Here is a 20,734-nt window from a genome sequence, read left to right as displayed (position 1 = left end):
CTGCCGTCAGCGCAGGGCGCGCCGGTCCGCGTGGAGCGGGGCCGAGAGGCGGATGGTGATGAACTCGTTGTCGTCCGCCTTGCCCGCCGTACGGCCGGACGAGAAGGGGAAGTTGTTGTCGTTGAGGACCGCCAGCGTGCGGTCGTCGACGAGGTTCACGTCCTCGATCGTCTGGAACGGGAAGCGGAAGGTCTTCCCGAAGCCGCCGAGCCCCTTGGGGTTGGCGATGTCCAGCAGATCGGCCACGAGGGTCTTGTCCATCAGGCCGTCGCCGTTGCGGTCACGGGTGTCGGCGAGGTAGATGCGCTTGAACCGGGCGGTGTCGCCCTGTCCCCCGTCGCGCTCGATGACCAGGAAGCGGTGCCGGTCGACGGCGATGGCGTCGCCGATGGCGTTCGCGGTCGACTCCAGGCGGTAGACGAAGCGCTTTCCGGTGTAGCCGCGCTTACGCAGGTCGAACTCGCTGAAGCGCAGGTCGCCGGGGGTGTCGCCGGTCACCGTGCCTTCGAGGAGCGGGTAGAGGCGACGGCCGTCCACGGAGCGGACCATGCCCTCGAAGCCCTTGCTGCTCGCTATGTTCGGCTCGGCGCCGTTCAGGTAGGGGTTCTCCGGCGCCTTCACCCCGTCGAGGGCGATGGGGGCCTCCAGGAGGCGGCCACGGGCGGAGAAGTGCAGCAGCCAGGGGCCGAACTCGTCGCCCGTCCAGTACGTCCCGTCCGGCATCCGCACGATCGACTCGACGTCGAAGTCGGCGCCGGTGAGCACCCGGTCGGCCCGCGTGAGCGCGAACGGCACGTGACGGTCGGGGTCGCTCAGGTTGAACCCGCCGAGCACCTTGACCTTGCCGGTCCGCGTGTCCGGCTTGATGCGGTGGACACGGAGCACGAAGTCGGCGCTGTTGGCCTTGTTGCCGTACCCGTTGTCCGAGAGCACGTCGAATGTGCCGTCACGCCGGTTCACGACACCGCTGAAGCCCTGCACCGGCTGGTGCGCGAACGGCGCCGCGATCCCGTTGAAGGGGCCGGTCCCGATCGCCGAGCCGGACGGCTCGCTGCCCGGCACGAACGTCTCGGCCGGCAGCGACGCGTAGCCGGTCAGCGTGGCCCGGCCGATTTCCTGTCCGTCCCGGTCGGCCACGGCGGGAGAGGCGAGGGAGACGGTCAGCACCGCGGCACTGACCATGATCGAAGTTCTTCTCATGGCGCGCACACTAAGAGAACCGGGTGACGGATGCGCCAACGACAGACGTCCTGCCGGTTCAGGGCGTCGGCGTCCCTCCGCCCTGGAGCCGCTCCAGGTCGGAGGGCCGGACCTGGATGACGAGCAGGGCGATCACCGCGGCGATGGCTGTGAAGATCGCGGCCACGATGAAGGCGGCCGAGACCCCCGAGGTGAGGATCTCGTCGGCATACTGCGACGGCAGCTGACCGGTGCGTTCGAAGCGCAGACGCTCCAACGGGGTCGCCTGGGACAGGAACGCGGGGATCTGCTTTTCGGCCTCGTTGTTGCTGGCCGTACCGAACGTCGTGACCAGGATGGACAGTCCCAGGGAGCCGCCGACCTGCTGGGTGGCGTTGAGAAGTCCGGAGGCTGCACCCGTCTCCTGGGTGGTCACGTTGGACAGCGCCATCAGCGTCAGGGACACGAACTCCATGCCCATGCCGAGGCTGAAGACGAGCATCGGGCCGAGAATGCTGCCCGCGTAGGTGGAGTGGACATCGGTCAGGGTCAGCCAGCCCAGGCCCGCGGCGGCCAGGATCGCGCCCGTCACCATGAACGGCTTGGGTCCGTACTTCGGCAGGAACTGCGAGGCGATCCCCGCCCCCACCGCGATGACCGCGCTCACCGGCAGGAAGGCCAGCCCGGCCTCGAGCGGGCTGAAGTTGAGCACGTCCTGCACGAAGAGCGTGAGGAAGAAGAACATGCCGAAGATCGCGGCGGCAAGGCTCAGCATCATGCCGTACGTGCCCGCCCGGTTGCGGTCGGCGAACATGTGCAGCGGCGTGATGGGCTGTCTGGAGCGCTGCTCGACCAGGACGAACAACAGCAGGAAGACGACGGCCGCCCCGAACGCGGCCAGGGTGAACGCGTCCCGCCAGCCGTCCTGCGCGGCCCGGATGAACCCATAGACCAGCAGCACCATGCCGATGGTGGAGGTCAGCGCCCCGGCGATGTCGAAGTGCCCGGGGTGACGTTCGGACTCCCGGATCCAGCGCGGGGTGGCGAGCACGATCAGCAGCCCGATGGGCACGTTGACGAACAGCACCCAGCGCCAGTTGAGCCACTCGACGAGCATGCCGCCCGCCAGCAGCCCGATCGCGCCGCCGCCCGCCGACACCGCGGCGAAGACACCGAACGCCCTGTTGCGTGCGGGCCCTTCACGGAAGGTGGTGCTGATCAGGGCGAGGGAGGTCGGGGACGCGATGGCGCCGCCGACGCCCTGCAGGGCGCGGGCGGCGAGGAGTTGCCAGGAGTTCTGGGACAGTCCGCCGAGCAGCGAGGCGAGGACGAAGAGCAGCACGCCGAAGACGAACACCCGTCGTCTGCCGAGGATGTCGCCCATCCTGCCGCCGAGCAGGAGCAGTCCGCCGAAGGTGAGCGTGTAGGCGTTGACCACCCAGGACAGGCTCGTCGTGGAGAAGTCGAGCGAGCGCTGGATCTGCGGCAGGGCGATGTTCACGATGGTGATGTCGAGCACCACCATCAGCTGGCACGAGGCGATGACCAGCAGCGCCATGCCGCTGCCACGGCCCTCGCTCCGCTCCGTCTCCTGCGGGGTGGTCCGTGCTTCGGGTGTCGGCTCGGGATTGCTCATGGCATCGCGCCGTGACGGGGGTTCGGTGGCTCGTTCCCGCCACCATTCGACCGTACGCCGCCGCCGGACGGGCCTCCAGTCGATCACGGGGCGGGGCCGGGCCACCGCGGCATGCGCAGGGTCAGCGCGCGCCGCGGATCAGGCCGGTCAGATAGCGCCACAGCGACGAGCGCTGCCGTGCCGACCGGTCCGGCAGCACCGCGTCGGCCGTTTCCGGTGCCCTGTCGAGTGCCATGTCCGGTCCCGTCCCCGATGCCGTCGGCTGTGCCGGCCCTCGCTCCGGCCCCGAGGGCCGTTCGGGCGGCGAAGCGAGTTCGTACCGTACGGGCAGCGAGCGCAGGCCGCGCATGAACGGTGAGGAGCGCCACGGGAGTTGGTCGGCCGGCAGGGCGAGGTCCAGATGGGAGAACCGCTCGAACAGCCGGCCGACGCCGACCGCCGCGACCGTCGACGCCAGCTCCCGGGCCGGGCACTGGCGGCGGCCCGCGCCCCAGGACAGGTGCGCCCGGGTGCTGATCGTGCTTCCCTGCGCCACATGGTCGGCGAAGAGCGGGTCGGCGTGTGCGGCGGCGGAGGAGACCCACACCGGGTCGCCCGCGCGGATCGTGTAATTGCCGAGCGCGGTGTCCTCGGCGGCGAAGCGCGGCACGAAGTTCACCAGCGGCGGCTTGCGCATGACCACCCGGTTCATGGTCTCCCTGATCATCCCGGCGGACAGGCTGGCGCGCACGCCGCCGTCGCGGTCGCCGTCCGAGGAGATGACCTCGACCACCGTGTTGGACATGAGGATGCCGACGTGGTCGGAGGTCATGCCGAGCAGCATGAACAGCTCACGGGCCAGCTCGTCGAGCGACAGTGCGGGATGCGCGGCCAGCAGATAGGAGGGGAAGTCGTCCCCCGGCTCCCTGAGTTTCGCGGCCCCCAGTTCGGCGAGCGTGGCGAGCAGCCGCTCCAGGGCGGGCTCCGCGTCCGGGCCCGCGTCGAGGACCCGCCACATGTCCATGAGGGCGTCGTCGCCCTGGGAACCGGGGAAGCCGAGCAGATGGCTGGCCACCATCAGCGGCAGCGGCCGGGAGAACTGCGCGGACAGGTCCGCCACGCCCGTGCCGCCGCCCTGCCCGACCAAGGTGATCAGGTCGTCGGCGTAGGCGGTGACGGCCGCCTTCAGGCGCTTGGCCTGCGGGTGGCCGGGGCCCTGGAACGGCTTGAGCGCCGCGTCCCACGCCGTGCGCAGCGGCGGATGCCCGGGGCCACCCTGGATCAGTACGTGGTTGACCTCCAGGGACGGTCCGAGCGGCCAGTCGGCGGGCACTTCGCCGTCGGTGCGGGCCCGCCATCGCTCCAGCCCCTTCGGCCAGCCGTCGTCGTCCTGGAGCACCTGGAGCGCCTCGCGGTAGCCGAGGACGAGCCATGCGGGCACACCCAGCAGGTCGACCGGGGCGACGGGCCCGTGCTGCTGCCTCAGGCGCTCGTACACGAGCGAGGGGCGTGTCTCGTAGTCGCGGGTCAGCAGCGGTTCGGGCGTCATCTCCTCCAGGCGAGTGCCGTCGACGTCCACGGATCCGCTCTCGCCCACCTGGGATTCCATTGTTCTGCCGCCCTCCGCCACTCCCCGCACCGGCGTACTACCAGCCAGTAGCCGACAACGCTCGGGACCCTACCGCAGCGGTCCCTCACAGGTGCACGACGGGGGCGGCGGACGTCAGCCGCTCGTCGGCGGGATGTTCTGGTTGGCGTGGAAGAAGTTGTCCGGATCGTAGGTGTGCTTGGTCGCGGCAAGGCGGTCGAAGTGGCCGCGGTAGGTGGCCCGGACGCGGTCCGTGCTCTCGGCCTCGCCGATGAAGTTGACGTAGGAGCCGCCCATGGAGTGCGGGTGCAGGTCGGTCCAGTAGTCGACGCTCCACTGCCGGATCAGGTCGGCGTTGGCGGGGTCCGGGTCGATGCCGGCGATCACTCCGGACCAGACGGCGTCCCGGTAGGCCCAGGCCGTGTCGTCGGGGCCGACCTCGTGGGCCGCCGCGTCCACGGGATACAGGTGCATCAGCGACAGCGCGGTCGGGATGTTCTCACCGTACTTGTGGTGCACCTCGATCGCTGCGTCGGAGATCGAGTCGAAGAAGTCGCCGCGCCAGTACCACTGGTACCCCTTGGGGATCAGCTCGTCGAACATGCCCTGCAGGGCGGGGTAGGGCATGGGCGTGGTGAAGTGGAAGGCGGGCGGCGCCGGCTCGTTCACCGCGGTCAGGGTCTGCTCCAGGCGGTCGCCCTGGAGGTCGCCGGTGTAGCACCAGACGACGCCGCACATCTTCTGCCCGTGGATCGGATCGGGGAACGGCGGTCCGGGCGGTATGACGAAGACGCTGAAGAAGCCGTACAGGTCCTGCGGCGCCGCGGGCAGGAACTCGCGGTACCAGCGCAGCACTTCCGGTGTGCGGTCGACCGGCCACACCGTCACCGCGACCCCGACCGTGTCCACCGGGTGCAGGCGGAAATTGAACGACGTGACGACGCCGAAGTTTCCTCCGCCGCCCCGCAGCGCCCAGAAGAGGTCCGGGTGCTCCTCCTCGGAGGCGGTGACGAACGTTCCGTCGGCGAGGACGACGTCGGCGGACTGGAGGCTGTCGATGGTCAGCCCGTACCTGCGGGTGAGGTAGCCGTGGCCGCCGCCGAGGGTGAGGCCGCCCACGCCCGTCATCGAGATGATGCCGGCGGGCACGCCCAGGCCGAAGGTGTGGGCGGCGTGGTCCAGGTCGCCCAGCTGCGCGCCGCCGGCGACCTGTGCGGTCCTCGCGGCGGGGTCGACGCGCACCCCGCGCATGGCCGACAGGTCGAGGACGAGCGCGTCGTCGACCAGGCACAGACCCGGTCCGCTGTGCCCGCCGCCCTTCACCGCGAGATCGACCCCGGTCTCCCTGGCGAAGGAGAGCACGGCCCGCACGTCCGCCACGTCCACGCACTGCGCGAACGCCGCGGGGCGCCGGTCGATCATGGCGTTGTAGATACTGCGGGCCGCGTCGTAGCCCGGGTCCTGCTCCGTGATGACGGGCCCCCGCACTGCCTCACGCAGACCTTCGAGTGCCGTTCCGTTGATGCCGCCCATGACCGGACCCCTCTGTGTGGCTACGGTGAGTCGCGGACGGATGACGGCGCCTGACGTCCGGGCGGGTAGCGGGGGCGTGGTGCGCGGGTCCGTTCGCACCTCGTGTCGATGTCGGCCGGGCACAGCGGCCCCGCCATATCCCAGTCTTCACCCAGCCCTGGACGGCCGCACGTCGGCGGCAGGCGTAGGTTTCCTCGTCCGCCCGGTGTCAGGCCAACTCCTCGGCGGACCTCGCCCCTTGATCGCGCAGCCACCCGGCCAGCGTGGGGTGGCGCGAGCGCTCGGCGGCGTCCAGCGCGGTCAGCCGGTCGTAGCCGATCCAGTTGACGTCACCGCCGCGTCGCAGCAGGTAGTCGGCCATCGGCTGCTGCCCGCCATGACAGGCGCACCACAAGGCGGCGGTGACGTCCTGCGCGGTCGGCGGCTCGGACGACTCGGATGTGAAGCACGCGGCTACAAGGTCGGCTTCGCCGAGGGCGGCGGCCTGCCACAGATTGGCGCGGGCGCCGCGTGCCACCAGCCGCCGTGCGCTCCGCCACTGCCCGAAGGCCACCGCGTCCGCCAGCGGCGTGCCGTCGCCGATGACCCCGCCGTCCGCCTCGATGTCCGCGCCCAGGTCGAGGAGGGCGTCCAGGACGGGCACGTCGTCGCTGCTGGCCGCCCAGTGCAGCGGGGTCTCGCGGTGTGCGCCGGTGAACCGGGCGTTGACGTCCGCGCCCGCGTGGACCAGTGCGGCCACCGTGCCGGGACCGCCCGGCACGTGGCCGGGCCAGTCGGTGGCGACGTGCAGCAGGGTCCGCGTGCTCTTCATGTTGCCCACCCGCGCGGTCGCCAGTCCCGGATGCGCGGTGAGCAGGTCCTGCAACGCCGCCACGTTTCCGGTCCGGATCGCTTCGACGCAGGCACGGGCCAGCGGAGCGGTCGTATCGATCAACATCGAGTCACCTCCCAGGTCCCCACCTGCATAACACGGCCCACTGACAGCACCTCCGGCGGCACCGCGCGGCGGCCCCTGCCCCGCAGCCCCCGAACATCCCTCTGTTACGCTCCCCGGGCCTCCCGCGGGGGAAGTCCGGTGAGAGTCCGGCGCTGACCCGCAACGGTGTGCGCGGGGACCTGTGCGGTCCTTCGCGCGAGCCCGATCGCCCGTGGTGGGTGCGACCCGTTTACTGCTCGCCGCGGACTGCGAGAGGGGACCGCGCGGCCGGCACGGTCGTACGGGCTGCCTCCCTGCTCGACGTTCACAGGCGGCCCCAGGCGAAGGACCGCCCGCGCGTGCACAGAAGTCTGCCCCGGACACCGATACCGAGATCCGGTCCGTCACGGCTGCCCGTGGTGTCCCTCGTCCCCGGTCTGGTCCTGCTCCTGCTCGTCTCGCTCCTGTGCGGTGTGGCACTCGGAGCCGCCGGGATCGGATGGGGCGACGTCCTGCGGCTGCTCGGGGCCGGGCTGACCGGCGGGACCATCGACAGCCAGGACGTCGCCGCGTACACGATCGTCTGGGAGATCCGGCTGCCGCGGGTCGTGCTCGGCGCGGTCGTCGGGGCCGGGCTCGCGGCCGTCGGCGTGGCCGTGCAGGCGATGGTGCGCAACGCGCTCGCCGACCCGTTCGTGCTGGGCATCTCCTCCGGCGCCGCGGTGGGCGCCAACGCCGTGATCCTGCTCGGCGCGTTCGCGGGGCTCGGGGTCTGGGCACTGTCCCTGTCCGCCTTCGCGTCGGCGCTCGCGGCGATGGCGCTGGTGTACGCCGTGGCCCGGTCGCCGCACGGGCTCACGCCGCTGCGGCTGATCCTGACCGGAACGGCCTTGGCGTACGGCTTCGAAGCCGTCACCACCGTCATGGTGTTCGGCGCGGCCCGGGGCGAGGCGGCCCGCTCGGCGATGATGTGGCTGCTGGGAAGCCTGGGCGGCGCGACCTGGGCCCAGGTGCCGCTGGCCGCGCTGACCGTGGCGGCCGGGTGGGCGTGGCTGCGCCTGCGGGCCGAGGCGCTCAACGCCCTGGCGATGGGGGACGAGACGTCCGCCGCCCTCGGCGTCCGACCGGCCCGGCTGCGCAGGGAGTTGTTCCTCGTCACCGCGGCCGTGACCGGCACGGTGGTCGCGGTCAGCGGCGCCATCGGGTTCGTCGGGCTGATGGTGCCGCATGTCGTACGGATGCTGGTCGGCGCCGATCACCGGCGGGTGCTGGCTGTGGCGCCGCTCGCCGGAGCCGTGCTGCTGGTGTGGGCGGACCTGCTGTCACGGCTGCTGCTCGCCCCCGCCGAACTGCCCGTCGGCGTGATCACCGCGGTGGTCGGGGTCCCCGCCTTCCTGCTGCTGATGCGGCGGGGCGGCTACGCGTTCGGAGGCCGGTGACGATGAGGCTCGACATCGAGGACGTGACAGTCGAGGCGGCCGGGATCAGGATCGTCGAGGAGGTCCGGCTCGCCGCGGACAGCGGTGCGTTCGTCGGGCTCGTCGGCCCCAACGGCAGCGGCAAGTCGTCGCTGCTGCGCTGCGTGTACCGGGCGTTGCGCCCGGCCCGGGGAGTCGTCCGCCTCGACGGGGCCGACCTGCACGCCATGGACCCGCGGGCCGCCGCCCGGGAACTGGCGGCGCTGCCGCAGGAGTCGTCCGCCGAGTTCGACTTCACCGTTGCCGAAGTCGTGGCGATGGGACGCCTGCCGCACCGGAACCGCACGGCCGCGCAGGACCACGCCCTGTGCGACGAGGCCATGACCCGCACGGGCGTGACGCATCTCGCCGACCGGGGGGTCCTCACCCTGTCCGGCGGCGAGAAGCAGCGCGTCCTGATCGCCCGCGCACTCGCCCAGCAGCCGCGGATCCTGGTCCTCGACGAACCCACCAACCACCTGGACATCGCCCACCAGTTGGACGTGCTCGCGCTGGTGCGCGGCAGCGGCCTCACCGTCCTCGCCGCGCTGCACGACCTCAACCTGGCCGCCGCGCACTGCGACGTGCTGTACGTCATCGACGGCGGCCGGATCGTGGCCTGCGGGCCTCCGCACGACGTGCTCCGGCCTGACCTGCTCGCCGACGTGTTCGGGGTGCGCGCCCATCAGGTGCGGCACCCGGAGACGGGCACGCTCCAGCTCCTCTTCGATCTCCTCCAGCCGTCAAGTGACCCTGTGAACCCCAGTTAGGACCCCATGCGCAAGTTGCTCGCCGCGGCCCTCTGCCTCGCGGCCGCCGCCACCGGTTGCGGTGCGAACGTCAAGTCGTCCACTGACGCGAAAACCACCGCCGTCACTCTCACCAACTGCGGCCGCAAGGTCACCTTCGACAAGGTCCCCGAGCGCGTCGTCACCAACGACGTCGGCATCACCGAGCTGATGTTCGCCCTCGGCCTGGAGGACCGCATGGCCGGGTTCGCCATGCCCGACGACAAGGGCGATCTGAGCTCCGTGCCGTGGAAGGACGGCTACGACAAGGTCACGTGGCTCTCCAAGGACCAGCTCACCAAGGAGAACGTCGTCGACGCGCGCGCCGACCTCGTCTTCGCCGGCTGGAACTACGGCTTCCGTGAGGACGGCGGCTTCACCCCCGACGCCCTGAAGAAGCTCGGCATTCCGTCGTACGTCCTCACGGAGTCCTGCCACAACGGCCGTTCGGAGACCGCGCGCGGCATCATGCCGCCCCTGGACGCCCTGTACGCCGACCTGGCCAACCTCGGGAAGCTGTTCGGCGTCGAGAAGCGGGCCGCCACGCTGATCGCCGACTTCAAGAAGCAGATCGCCGGCGTGCGGGCGAAGGCACCCGAGGCTGCCGACCGGCCGACGGTGTTCCTGTACGACAGCGGGCAGGACCAGCCGTTCACCTCCGGCCGCTACGCCGCCCCGGAGCAGATCATCAGCGAGGCCGGCGGCGTCAACGTCATGCACGACCTCCAGGACTCCTGGACCACCGTGGGCTGGGAGAGCGTCGTGGAGCGCAACCCGGACGTCATCGTGATCTGCGACTACGGAAACGTCAGTGCCGAGCAGAAGAAGGAGTTCCTGCTGTCCTACGCGCCTCTGCGCAACGTCTCCGCCGTCAGGCACAAGAGGATCTTCGTCCTCGACTACGTCGACCTGGTCGAGAGCCCCCGCAATCCGTCGGCCATCGACCGGCTCGGCACCTATCTGCGCAAGGTGGCCGAGGAGCGCTGACCGTCCTCCCGTGACCGTTCGAAGTGGCTCGGTCTGCCGTCGCGGTGGACCAGGCGGCCGAGCCGCTGGGCCCGGGCCCGCGGCATCAGGGTCCAGGTGCCGTCGTGCTCGCGCAGGGCGGCGGAGTGCCAGGGGGTGGTCCAGGCGTCGGGGGCGTCGAGGAGGCGGATGCCGAACTTGGGGGCGCCGGCCGGCTGGGGGTGGATCGACAGCCGCACGGCACGCGCGTGGTGCTCGGCGATCAGCTCGCCCCAGGCCCGGCTGCGCTGGATGACGCCGTACGCCCGCTTCCGGCACTCTCGCTGGAGGGCGGACCGGGTGCCGGTGAAGTCGGCGGTGTCGTCGACGAGGAAACGGGTGATGCCGCGGTAGAGCGCAAGGGCGGGGGCGTCGGTGCGGACCTCGGCGCGCAGGGCGTCCAGGGTGGGGGCGTAACGGTCGTCGACGTGGGCGCGTTTGGCGTCGTGGGGGAGGTCGCCGAGGACGTCGCGCAGGTCGAAGACGGAGAGGTGCGTCAGGTTCAACTGGCCGATGAGCGCGCTCAGTTCGTCGGAGTACGCGTCGATCCGGTCGTCGGGCACGCGGATCAGGTCGCCGAAGACGTGGCCGTCGGAGCAGATGACGACGCGGGCGCCGGGTGGGTGGATCCTCTCGATCTCGCTGCACAGTGAGTCGAGGAAGGTGAGGGACAGGCGTTCGCCCATGTCGGGGAGGTGGCCCAGGGTCTTGGCGGGGTTGGGCGACTTGCACGGGAAGCCGGGCAGGGTGAGGACGACGGGGGCGCCCTCCCGGACGAAGTCGGTGATCCGTTGCTGTTGATGCGGGAAGGCCTCGGCCGAGGCGCGGCTCGGGTCGGTCGTACGGTGGTGCGGCAGGAGCAGGTTCAGGATCTCGGCGCCGATGGTCGTGGGCGCTGTGTCCGGAGCGGTCATCAGCGGCATGTCGTTCCTCCGGGGACGTGCGGGCATGCGGGCATGGCGGCATTGCGCCTCGGCGGGTGAGGCGCTGTCGTTGGGTGGGCTCGGCTCAGCCGGAGACCGGCTTCACAGCCGTCGGTCGTAGCCGGCAGGCAGGCGGTTCGTGCCGCGGCCCAGGACGGCCGGGATCCACTCGATGTCGTCGTCGTCGATGGCGAGGTGCAGTCCGGGCAGGCGTCGCAGCAGGGTGCCCAGGGCGATCTGGAGTTCGGCGCGGGCGAGGGCGGCGCCGGGGCAGAAGTGGATGCCGTGGCCGAAGGCGAGGTGGGGGTTGGGTGAGCGGTCCAGGTCGAGTGCGTCGGGGTCGTCGAAGCGGCGCGGATCGCGGTTGGCCGCGCACAGGGAGACGATCACGGAGTCGCCGGCCGGGATCTCGGAGCCGTGCAGCTCGCTGTCCTGGTCGAAGAAGCGCCAGGTGGTCAGCTCGAAGGCGCTGTCGTGGCGCAGGAGTTCCTCGACCGCGCGAGGCATGAGGGCGGGGTCGTCGCGCAGCCGGGCGAGCTGGTCCGGGTGACGGAACAGGGCGATCAGGGCCGTCGTGATCTGGTTCGTGACCGGTTCCTGGCCGGCGACGAGCAGCTGGAAGATCATCGAGTCCAGCTCTTCCTGGGAGAGTTCTCCCTGGTCACGGGCCGCGACGAGGCGGCTGAGCAGGTCGTCGTCCGCGTGTTCCCGCTTGTGGGTGACGACCTCGGCGATGTAGCTCTGCAACCCCTGCAGCCGGGCTTCGTACAGCGGCCGCCCCGGGTCCGTCGGCCCCACCGGCTGGACGACCTTGCCCCAGTCGCGGTCGAATCGCGCGGCCGACTCCGCGGGCAGTCCGACGACTTCGGCGAGGACCCGGAAGGGGAAGTGAGCGGCGAAGCCGGCCACGAGGTCGGTGGGCCCGGCCGCCGGGAGCGCGTCGACGAGCGCGTCTGCCAACTCCTGGAGGCGGGGCCGGAGTTGCTCGACCCTGCGCGGTGTGAAGGCGTCCGTCACGAAGTGCCGCATGTGGGTGTGCTTGGGCGGGTCCTGGTGGAGCAGGTGGACCTGGAGCTGCGAGTGCTGCGGCTCGGGCATGATCGAGGCGCGGGCCCGCCAGCGGTCGTTGCCCCGGTCGTGGTTCTTGCCCAGCCGGTCGTCGTTCAGGGCGGCGTGCGCGGCGTCGTATCCGGTGACGAGCCAGGCCTGGACGCCGCTGGGGAAGAGGACCCGGTGGACCGGCCCGGCCTCGCGCATCCGCTCGTACAACGGATAGGGGTCGGCCTTGTACGGGCACCCCGTCAGCGGGACCGGGTCGGCGAGTGGCTGTGCGTCCACGGCCGGAAGGGGCTCCTGGATGGTCATGGATGTGGCTCCTCAGAGGGCGAGTTCGGGCTGGTGGTGGTCCAGCCAGAGGGCGAGGTCGACGACGCGTTCGAGGCGGAGGCGGTGGCCCCACTCCAGCTGCTCGGGCGGGGTGTCGAGACAGGGCTTGATGCGGGTCTCGTCGGCCAGCGCCCGGACCTGTTCCAGGGACAGGGCGTCGCGGGCCAGCTCCTGCAGTCCGCGGTTGTAGTCGGGGTGGTGCGTGGCCGGGTAGTGGTTCTTGGGACGCCGCAGCACCGAGTCGGGAGCCCGCCCCGCTCCGGCGGCGCGCAGCAGGCTCTTCTCCCGGCCGTCGAAGCTCTTCAGCGCCCAGGGCGCGTCGAAGGCGTACTGGACGAGCCGGTGGTCGCAGTAGGGGACGCGGACCTCCAGTCCCTGGGCCATGCTCAACCGGTCCTTGCGGTGCAGGAGCTGGCGCAGCCAGCGGGTCAGGGACAGGTGCTGCATCTCGCGTTGCCGGTGCTCGGTGGGGGTCTCACCGTCGAGGTGCGGGACGGCGGCCAGGGCGTCACGGTAGGTGTCGTCGCGGAACTCGCCGATGCGCAGGCCGAGTTCGGGGTTGAGCGGCATGGCGGCCTCGTCGCCGGTGACCAGCAGCCAGGGGAACGTGGCGGCGGCGAGTGCCTTGGGGTTGTGGAACCAGGGGTAGCCGCCGAAGACCTCGTCGGCGGCCTCGCCGGACAGGGCGACGGTGGAGTGCCGCCGGATCTCCCCGAACAGCAGGTACAGCGAGGTGTCCATGTCGCCGACGCCGATCGGCGAGTCACGGGCGACGACCACGGCCTTGCGGTGCTCGAGGTCGAGCAGCGCAAGCGGGTCGAGTACGACCGTGCTGTGGTCGGTACCGATGAACGCGCCGGCCTCGATGGCGTACGGGGTGTCGTGGCCGGTGCGCAGGACGTCGCCGGTGAACTGCTCGGCCTGGTCGCTGTAGTCGACGGCGTAGGAGCGGATGCGGGCGTCGGGCCCCTCACGCAGACGGAGTTCGTCGGCGAGCAGGGCGGTCAGCACGGTGGAGTCGATGCCGCCGGAGAGCAGGCTGCACAGGGGGACGTCGGCCTCCAACTGGCTGCGGGCGGCCGCTCCGACGAGGCTGCTGATCCGGTCCACGGTGACGTCCTGGTCGTCCTCGTGGGCACCGGCTTCCAACTGCCAGTAGCGGCGTTCGCGGATGCCGTCCCGGTCCAGGACGAGCAGCCCGCCCGGCTCGACCTCCCGTACGCCGGACCACACCGTCGGCCCGGTGTTGAACAGCAGGCTGTACGCCTCCCGCAGCCCGTCCGCGTCCACCCGGGGCCGTATCCCGGGGTGCCGGAAGAGCGCCTTGGGCTCGGAGGCGAAGGCCAGGCCTCCGTCGACGGCGGCCCAGTACAGCGGTTTCACGCCGAGCCGGTCGCGGACGAGGAGCAGCCGCTCGGCGTGCTCGTCCCAGACGGCGAACGCGAACATGCCGTCCAGGTGGTCGGCCACGGCCTCGCCCCACTCGGCGTAGGCGCGCAGCACGACCTCGGTGTCGCTGCGGGTGCGGAACACGTGCCCGCGGCCTCGGAGTTCGGCTCGCAAGGCGTGGTGGTTGTAGATCTCGCCGCTGTGACTCAGCACGGCCGTCGGCTCGTCCGGCCGGTCGGTCATCGGCTGCACACCGCCTTCGAGGTCGATGACCGCCAGGCGGCGGTGGCCGATCGCGGCACGCTCGCCCAGCCACGCGCCCCCGGCGTCGGGGCCGCGCCGGGTGAGCTCGGCGGTCATGGCCTCGATGACCGGGGCCTGGCTGCGGGCGTCCTGGTGAAAGGACACCCAGCCGGTGATTCCGCACATGGGGACTCCTGGATCAGGTCGAGACGGTGTCGGTGGTGCGCTCGGGCTCGGCGGCGCTCCGTCGGCCGGGGAGGGCGAGGAGGGGGACGGCGAGACAGGCGGCCACGGCGGCGAGGGCCAGCCCGGCCCTCGCCCCGTCGCCGGAGCCGGCGAGGGCCCAGGCGGCGGTGGCCAGGGCCGGGCCTAGGGTGAAGCCGAGGCTGCGGGCGACCTGCACCGTCGAGCCGACGGTCGCGGTGCGCTCCGCCGGGGCGGCGCCCATGACCAGGGCCTGGGTCGGGCCGCCGTTGAGGCCCATGCCTACGCCGGCCAGCGCCAGCCGCCACGCCACCTCGGGCGGGGACCAGCCGTCGCCGAGCGGGATCAGCAGCAGGAGCCCTGCCGCGGTGAGGGAAGCGCCGGTGACCGCGACCCGTCGCAGGCCGTACCGGTCGGCGAGCCGTCCGCCCAGGGGCCCGGCCAGTGCCATGCCGAGCGGGAAGGCGAGCACGGTCAGCCCGGTGGCGGTGGCGCTGACGCCGTCGTCCCGCTGGAGGTGCAGGGCGACGACGTAGTGCGTGGCGGCGAACCCGGCTGCCAGTGTCAGCACCGCGCCGTGCGCCCGGAACAGTCCCGCCGCCCGCAGGACGCCCGTCACCGGACGGCCGCCCGGTCCGCGCAGCCACCACCACAGCGGCGGTACGGCGGCAGCCGCGAGCAGGAACCACCGCGGCTGCGCGGACCCCGCTGTCAGGGTGAGCAGCAGGGCGGCCAGCCCACCGGCCACCGCGAGCGCGTCGGCCGGCGCCCGTCGATCGGGTACGCGCAATGCCCCGTCCTTGGGCATCGCCTTCCAGGCCACGATCAACGCCAGCAGACAGAACGGGATCTTCACCAGGAAGACCCAGCGCCAGCCCAGGTGGTCCAGCAGCAGCCCGCCCACCGCGGGGCCGGTCACGGCGCCGAGCGGGCCGAGGGTCGCGGGCACGCTCATGGCACGGGCGCGCGCTTCGGGCCGTACGGCACGGATCGCCAGTACCGGCATCAGCACGAACAGCACCGCCCCGCAGGCGCCCTGGCCGATCCGTGCCGCGATCAGCCAGGCCGCCCAGGGAGACAGCGCGGCCAGGGCGCTGCACAGCGCGAACCCGACGGTGGCCGCCAGCAGCGCGGGCCGCGTGCCCGCGCCGTCCAGCCACCGGCCGACCGGCAACAGCAGGGCGACGACCGGGAGTTGGTAGCCCAGCGCCGCCCACTGTGCCGTGGCGGCCGAGACGTGCAGGCCCTCGGCGATGTCGGCCAGCGCCACGTTGACGATGTTCATGTCGAGCATCGCCACGAACGCCAGCGCGCCCGCCACGGCCACGAGAACCCAGCGGTCCTTCACTCGCGCCCCTCCCCCTCACGATCGACTGCGGTCAGCAGCCTCGTTCCAGAGGTCGGGACGGCCCGGCACCGAGTTCCCGAGCATGGCCGGAAATATGATGAAATGCGGAATGAGATCTACGTGAGACCGTCCAGCTTGCCGGACTTGGCCTCCGCGACCAGCGACGAGAACTGGTCCGCGCTCATCTGCACCCGCTGCCCGAAGTCGTCCGTGAGGATCACCCGGCGCTCGGCCGGGGCGGCGGGGTCGACGAAGAGTTGCGGGCAGCCGCAGTCGCAGTCGCCGCAGAAGGTGGCCACCGGGTCCAGGCCGGCAATGCCCTCGATGTCGCTCATAGTTCGTGACCTTTCGCGATCGTGGGCGCTCACCGGTGTGACCGCCCGGGACCAGCCCCCGAGACGCCGCTCGGGGCCGACAAGGGGACTTCCCTGCTGTTGTGCCCGTCCGACGCGTCCGCGGGAGCCCGGTGATCGAAGGCGATCAGCGGATCGCCGGTCAGCGGGTGGTCCACGACGGTCGCCCGTACGCCGAACACCTCGGCCAGCAGGGCTGGTTGCAGCACCTCGCGGGGCGGGCCGGACGCGACGACCTGCCCGTCGTGCAGCACGTGCAGCCGGTGGCAGACGGAGGCGGCGGCGTTGAGGTCGTGCAGCGAGACCAGGGTCGTACGGCGCCCGGTCCGCAGCAGGGCGAGCAGTTCCACCTGGTGGCGGATGTCGAGGTGGTTGGTGGGCTCGTCCAGGACCAGGACGTCCGGCTGCTGGGCGAACGCCCGTGCCAGCAGGACGCGTTGGCGTTCCCCGCCGGACAGTTCGGTGAACCGGCGCCCGGTGTGGTGCTCCATGCCGACGTCGGCGAGTGCGCGGGCGACGACGTCCCGGTCGGTGGTGTCCTCCCCGGCGAAGGCCCGCTTGTAGGGCGTACGGCCCATGGCGACGACCTCGCGGACGGTCAGCTCGAAGTCGCCGCCCCGCTCCTGCGGGAGAGCCGCGACATGGCGGGCCGTCTCGGCGGGGGTCAGCCGGCGCAGGTCTGTGCCGGACAGCAGGACCCGTCCTGCGGCCGGCTTCAGATGCCGGTAGACGGTGCGCAGGAGCGTGGACTTGCCGCTGCCGTTCGGCCCGACGAGGCCGGTGATCTCGCCCTCCGCCGCGATGAGTCGGGCACCGGCGACGACCGTACGGCCGGCGTACGCGACCTGCAGGTTCTCGATGTCGATCCTCAACTGCCGCTCCCCAGGCGCCGGTCCAGCAGATACAGCAGTGCCGGAGCTCCGATCAGCGAGGTGACCACGCCGACCGGCAGCTCCTGGGTGTCCATGACCGTACGGCAGGCGATGTCGACCACGACCAGCAGCAGCGCCCCGAACAGTGCCGAGACGGGCAGCAGGCGGCGGTGGTCCCCGCCGATGACCAGGCGGCACACGTGCGGCACCATCAGCGCGACGAAGGCGATCGCGCCCGAGACGGCCACCAGGACACCGGTGAGCACGCTGGTCACCGTGAACAGCTCGCGCCGCAGCCGGGTGACGTCGATGCCGAGCCCGGCCGCGGTCTCGTCGCCCATCAGGAGGGCGTTCAGGCCCCGGGCGCGCGCCTGGAGGCACAGCCACCCGGCCGGTACCGCGACCGCCGGTACGGCCAGCAGATCCCAGTTCGCTCCGCTGAGGCTGCCCATGAGCCAGAACAGCACGCTGTGGGTCTGCTGCTCGTCGCCGGCCTGGAGCACGAGGTAACTGGTGAATCCCGACAGGAACTGCCCGATCGCCACCCCGGCCAGCACCAGCCGCAGCGGCGCGAACCCACCGCCCCTGCGGGCCACGGCCCACACGAGCGCGAAGGTGGCCAGGGCTCCCGCGAAGGCCGCCCCGGACAGCCCGAGTCCCAGCGCGCCGCCGGCCCCGAGACCGAGCACGATCGCGGCGACGGCACCGAGGGAGGCACCGTTGGAGATGCCCAGGAGGTACGGATCGGCCAGCGGGTTGCGTACCAGCGCCTGCACTGCCGTACCGACGAGACCGAGCCCGGCGCCGACGAGGGCCGCCAACAGGGCGCGCGGTACGCGGAGTTGCCAGACGATCAGGTCGTTCGTGCCGGGACGCGGCGCCTCGCCGGACAGCCGGTGCCACACCACACTCCACGCCTCTGCGGGCGGGACGGACGTCGAACCCCAGGCCACAGCGGCCGTCAGCGCGGCCAGGAGCACGACGCAGAGCACCGACGCCAGCGGCCCGACGGGCACCGTTCGGGTCTGCGGAGCCGTCTCGCGCCGCGACAGCAAGGACGTCACGGTCAGCCGACCTTGCCCGGGTACAGGGTCTTCGCGATCTCCTCGACGGTGTCGGCGTTCTCGACCCCGGCGATGGTGGTCTGCTCGGAGCCGATGCGCAGGAAGTGCCCCTCCTCGACGGCGTTCAGGCCCTTGGTGGCGGAGTTCGACTCCAGCCACTTGCGTGCCTCGTCGAAGGCCTTCCTGTTCGCGGCTTCGCTCCCCCGGTTGCGCACGCCGAGGTGGATCCAGTCCGGGTTCCTGGCGATCACGTCCTCCCAGCCGACCTGCTTGTAGTCGCCGTCGCAGTCGGCGAAGACGTTGCGGGCCCCGGCGAGGGTGATGACCGCGTTGGCGATCTGACGGTTGCAGACGGCCATGGGCTGCTTGGTGCCGGCGTCGTAGTCGAAGAAGAAATAGGTCGGCCGCTCGCCCTCGGGGGTGCCGCCCACCGCCTTGCGGACGGCGTTCACCTTCGTCTTCATCCCGTCGACGAGTTCCCTGGCCTTCGCGCGCGTCCCGGTGACGGCTCCGAGGGAGGTGATGTCGTCCTCGACGGCGGACAGGTCGGTGACCGGGCTCTTGCTCATGGCGGCGCACGCCGTGGACTTCAGGAAGGTGTGCTTGATGCCGGCAGCCCCGAACTCCTCCTCGGTCGGCGCGTCCCCCATGCCTGCGCCCATGTTCATCGAGGCGAAGGTGTCGATGTACAGGTCGGCGCCGGAGCCGAGGAGTTTCTCCTTGGGGATGACGGTGTCGCTCAGCACCTTCACCTGCTGCGCCCGCGCGTCCAGCTCACCGGGCAACGTGCCTTTGCCGGGCGGGAAGCCGGTGCCGATCACCTTGTCCCCGGCGCCCAGCCGCAGCAGCAGTTCCAGGCTGGAGGCGTTGCTGGTGACAATGTTCTTCGGGGCCGAACCGAAAGTGGTCTTGGCGCCCGTGCAGTCGGTGACGGTGACCGGGTAGCCCGCGGAGTCGTCCTTCCCGGCGGCAGAACTCGCCGTGTCGCCGCTCCCGCCGCCACAGCCCGCCGCCAGTAGGCCGCCGACCACCGCGGCCGTCGTAGCCCGCCCCACACGAGAACGCATCGAAACTCCCCAGATCCACTAGATGCACGGGCGGAACTCCGCCGCCCGATCCAGTAGTCGGGGCGAACCCGGTGTCAGTTCCCGGCAGGGGGAACCGACACCGGGCAGCCGGTCACGCGGCCACGACGGCCGGTTCGGCGACGACTACGGCGTCCTCGGCCTCGGCCTCGGCCTCGGTCAGTTGCTCGACGAGAGTCGCCCGGGCACGTGCCACGCGCGAGCGGACCGTCCCGACGGGGCAGTCGCTCATATCGGCCGCCTCCGCGTAGGGCAGGCCCACCATCTGGGTCAGGACGAACGCCTCGCGGCGCTCGTCGGGCAGCCCGTCCAGCAGGTCGAGCAGCGCGATGCCGTCGTCGAAGCCCGGCAGGCCGGTCGGCTGGGCGCGTTCCGCCACCAGCGTCCAGTCGTCGGTGTCGCACAGCCGCGGCCGGGCGGCGGCGTACCGGTGGCTGTCGATGACCGCGCGACGCGCGATGGACAGCAGCCATGCGCGCGCCGAGGAACGGCCCTCGAACCGGTGCAGACTGCCGAGCGCGCGCAGGAACGTGTCCTGGGCCAGGTCGTCGGCGGCCTGCGGATCGGCGGACAGATGCGCCACGTACCGCACGACGTCACGGTGCAGCGAGCGTACGAAACGGTCGGTGGCATCCGGGTCACCGCCGCGGGCGGCCAGCGCCCATGCGGTCGTCGACTCGTCGCAGGACGCCGTTCTGGAGCCTTTTGCTGCCGTCGTCTGGCTCACGCGGGTCGCGCGTGAGGAGGGCAGGGCAGGAGTGATCACCTGAGTCCTTCTCGTTGTTCCGGACTCCGGCACGGCGGCCGACACGATGACGGCGAGCGCTACGGCGTCGCCGCCCAAGGAGTCCGGGGATGCAGGGGACACGGCCGTACGGCAGGTACGGCCGAGGCCCGAGGCACGGTCGGCGTCGACGCGTCGACGTCCGTGTCCGTACGGCCTCGGGGAACCGGCTGTCTCAGACGACAGCGATCCCCGCCGGAGGCCCCCGAGAGGTGATCGTGTGGACGAGCGGAAGCAGCCGCGGCGCCCGCTCGGAACGGCCGCGCCGCGGACGCAGACGCGGGCGGTGCGGCGGCAGGGGCAGAGCGAACGACAGCCGCAGCGGGGCGGCCAGCCATCCGGCGACGGCCCGCAGGATGCGGAACGCGGCACGCTCACCGTGCCCCAGCCACAGGCCGCACAGCAGCGCGGCGAGGGTGTGGGCGGCGAACATGGCGAGCGAGGAGGTGCCGGCCATGTCGTGGCCCATCCCCATGTGGCCCGGGTCCATATGGCTCATGCCCGTGTGGCCAGCGCCCATATGGGCCGTGGCCATGTGGTCTGTGGACATGGAGCCCATGGAAGCCGTCGACGTGTGGTCCATGGAGCCGGTGTGCGCGGACATGGAGCCTGACATGGAGCCCATGGCACCCATGCCCGGCCCGACGCCGGCGGAGGACTGCGCGAACTCGAAGGCCGCGTGCAGCCCGCCCTGGGCGACGACCACGACGGACACGACCAGCGGGAGTCCCCGCTCCCGGCCCGCCAGGCCCCAGCCCGTGACGCCCGTGACGGCGGCACCGGCGGCCAGGGTCCACCACGGGACTGCGGCGCCCGACATGAGCACGTGGCCGAGGGCAGCGAGCAGCACGCAGACGGACGCGAACACCGCGGCCCGAATCGCGCGCACACACCACCCAGCAGTCATGACGGCCCTCATCCTCGCATCCGGGGCCCACTCGTCACGGGTGGGTACGCACAAGACCCCCATCCCGCACTCAAGCCCAGAAGAGTGATACAGGA

General features: G+C 71.7%; 18 protein-coding genes. 3 read left to right on the top strand and 15 right to left on the bottom strand.

Annotated features, from left to right (window positions below; translation table 11 throughout):
* Positions 1-6 precede the first annotated feature (6 nt).
* The 5 genes from OHO27_RS37570 to OHO27_RS37550 form a co-directional block, all read right to left on the bottom strand.
* A complete protein-coding gene (locus tag OHO27_RS37570; protein ID WP_328429392.1) occupies positions 7-1,200 on the bottom strand; it encodes an esterase-like activity of phytase family protein in 1,194 nt (397 codons plus the stop codon).
* 58 nt (positions 1,201-1,258) lie between these two features.
* On the bottom strand, positions 1,259-2,737 hold the full coding sequence (locus tag OHO27_RS37565) for an MFS transporter (protein WP_328430666.1): 1,479 nt from the start codon (positions 2,735-2,737) through the stop codon (positions 1,259-1,261).
* A gap of 199 nt (positions 2,738-2,936) precedes the next feature.
* Entirely contained in the window at positions 2,937-4,403 is a 1,467-nt protein-coding gene (locus OHO27_RS37560; protein WP_328429391.1) for a cytochrome P450, read from the bottom strand.
* Between the two features lie 114 nt (positions 4,404-4,517).
* Positions 4,518-5,915 carry an FAD-binding oxidoreductase gene (locus tag OHO27_RS37555; RefSeq protein ID WP_328429390.1) on the bottom strand — a complete coding sequence of 466 codons (1,398 nt, stop codon included), beginning with the start codon at positions 5,913-5,915 and terminating at the stop codon, positions 4,518-4,520.
* Between the two features lie 208 nt (positions 5,916-6,123).
* Positions 6,124-6,852: an ankyrin repeat domain-containing protein gene (locus OHO27_RS37550; protein WP_328429389.1), complete on the bottom strand. Its 729-nt coding sequence runs from the start codon at positions 6,850-6,852 to the stop codon at positions 6,124-6,126.
* A gap of 338 nt (positions 6,853-7,190) precedes the next feature.
* On the opposite strand from OHO27_RS37550, the gene OHO27_RS37545 reads away from it, so the two are divergent.
* The 3 genes from OHO27_RS37545 to OHO27_RS37535 are packed head-to-tail and all read left to right on the top strand — an operon-like array spanning position 7,191 to position 10,063.
* On the top strand, positions 7,191-8,270 hold the full coding sequence (locus OHO27_RS37545; RefSeq protein ID WP_328429388.1) for a FecCD family ABC transporter permease: 1,080 nt from the start codon (positions 7,191-7,193) through the stop codon (positions 8,268-8,270).
* 2 nt (positions 8,271-8,272) lie between these two features.
* On the top strand, positions 8,273-9,058 hold the full coding sequence (locus OHO27_RS37540) for an ABC transporter ATP-binding protein (RefSeq protein WP_328429387.1): 786 nt from the start codon (positions 8,273-8,275) through the stop codon (positions 9,056-9,058).
* A 6-nt stretch (positions 9,059-9,064) separates the two neighbouring features.
* A complete protein-coding gene (locus OHO27_RS37535) occupies positions 9,065-10,063 on the top strand; it encodes an ABC transporter substrate-binding protein (protein ID WP_328429386.1) in 999 nt (332 codons plus the stop codon).
* Here the strand turns inward: OHO27_RS37535 and OHO27_RS37530 are convergent.
* The 10 genes from OHO27_RS37530 to OHO27_RS37485 all read right to left on the bottom strand — a co-directional run bounded on the left by OHO27_RS37530 (position 10,033) and on the right by OHO27_RS37485 (position 20,639).
* A complete protein-coding gene (locus OHO27_RS37530) occupies positions 10,033-11,004 on the bottom strand; it encodes an isocyanide synthase family protein (RefSeq protein ID WP_328430665.1) in 972 nt (323 codons plus the stop codon). The two genes, OHO27_RS37535 and OHO27_RS37530, sit on opposite strands and share 31 nt — an antisense overlap.
* A 102-nt stretch (positions 11,005-11,106) precedes the next feature.
* Complete coding sequence (locus OHO27_RS37525) at positions 11,107-12,369, bottom strand: cytochrome P450 family protein (RefSeq protein WP_328429385.1); 1,263 nt, start codon at positions 12,367-12,369, stop codon at positions 11,107-11,109.
* Positions 12,370-12,381: 12 nt separating this feature from the next.
* The gene (gene asnB, locus OHO27_RS37520; RefSeq protein ID WP_328429384.1) at positions 12,382-14,208 is read right to left on the bottom strand and encodes an asparagine synthase (glutamine-hydrolyzing); all 1,827 of its coding nucleotides are present in this window, start codon (positions 14,206-14,208) and stop codon (positions 12,382-12,384) included.
* 13 nt (positions 14,209-14,221) lie between these two features.
* A complete protein-coding gene (locus OHO27_RS37515; RefSeq protein WP_328429383.1) occupies positions 14,222-15,574 on the bottom strand; it encodes an MFS transporter in 1,353 nt (450 codons plus the stop codon).
* Positions 15,575-15,690: 116 nt separating this feature from the next.
* Positions 15,691-15,909: a hypothetical protein gene (locus tag OHO27_RS37510; protein ID WP_328429382.1), complete on the bottom strand. Its 219-nt coding sequence runs from the start codon at positions 15,907-15,909 to the stop codon at positions 15,691-15,693.
* Between the two features lie 29 nt (positions 15,910-15,938).
* Positions 15,939-16,799: an ABC transporter ATP-binding protein gene (locus tag OHO27_RS37505; RefSeq protein WP_328429381.1), complete on the bottom strand. Its 861-nt coding sequence runs from the start codon at positions 16,797-16,799 to the stop codon at positions 15,939-15,941.
* Positions 16,796-17,863, bottom strand: a complete 1,068-nt coding sequence (locus OHO27_RS37500; protein ID WP_328429380.1) for a FecCD family ABC transporter permease — start codon at positions 17,861-17,863, stop codon at positions 16,796-16,798. The genes OHO27_RS37505 and OHO27_RS37500 overlap by 4 nt, the downstream gene beginning before the upstream one ends.
* Before the next feature lie 2 nt (positions 17,864-17,865).
* A complete protein-coding gene (locus OHO27_RS37495; RefSeq protein ID WP_328429379.1) occupies positions 17,866-18,930 on the bottom strand; it encodes an ABC transporter substrate-binding protein in 1,065 nt (354 codons plus the stop codon).
* A gap of 112 nt (positions 18,931-19,042) precedes the next feature.
* Positions 19,043-19,714, bottom strand: coding sequence for a sigma-70 family RNA polymerase sigma factor (locus tag OHO27_RS37490; protein ID WP_443059733.1), 672 nt, complete (start codon positions 19,712-19,714; stop codon positions 19,043-19,045).
* 193 nt (positions 19,715-19,907) lie between these two features.
* Entirely contained in the window at positions 19,908-20,639 is a 732-nt protein-coding gene (locus tag OHO27_RS37485; RefSeq protein ID WP_328429378.1) for a hypothetical protein, read from the bottom strand.
* Positions 20,640-20,734 lie beyond the last annotated feature (95 nt).

Origin of the sequence: Streptomyces sp. NBC_00443, assembly GCF_036014175.1 — a bacterium.
In the GTDB taxonomy this organism is placed as follows: Bacteria; Actinomycetota; Actinomycetes; order Streptomycetales; family Streptomycetaceae; genus Streptomyces.
Note: the sequence above shows the minus strand (reverse complement) of the source record. Positions and strands in the feature narration are given on the sequence as shown.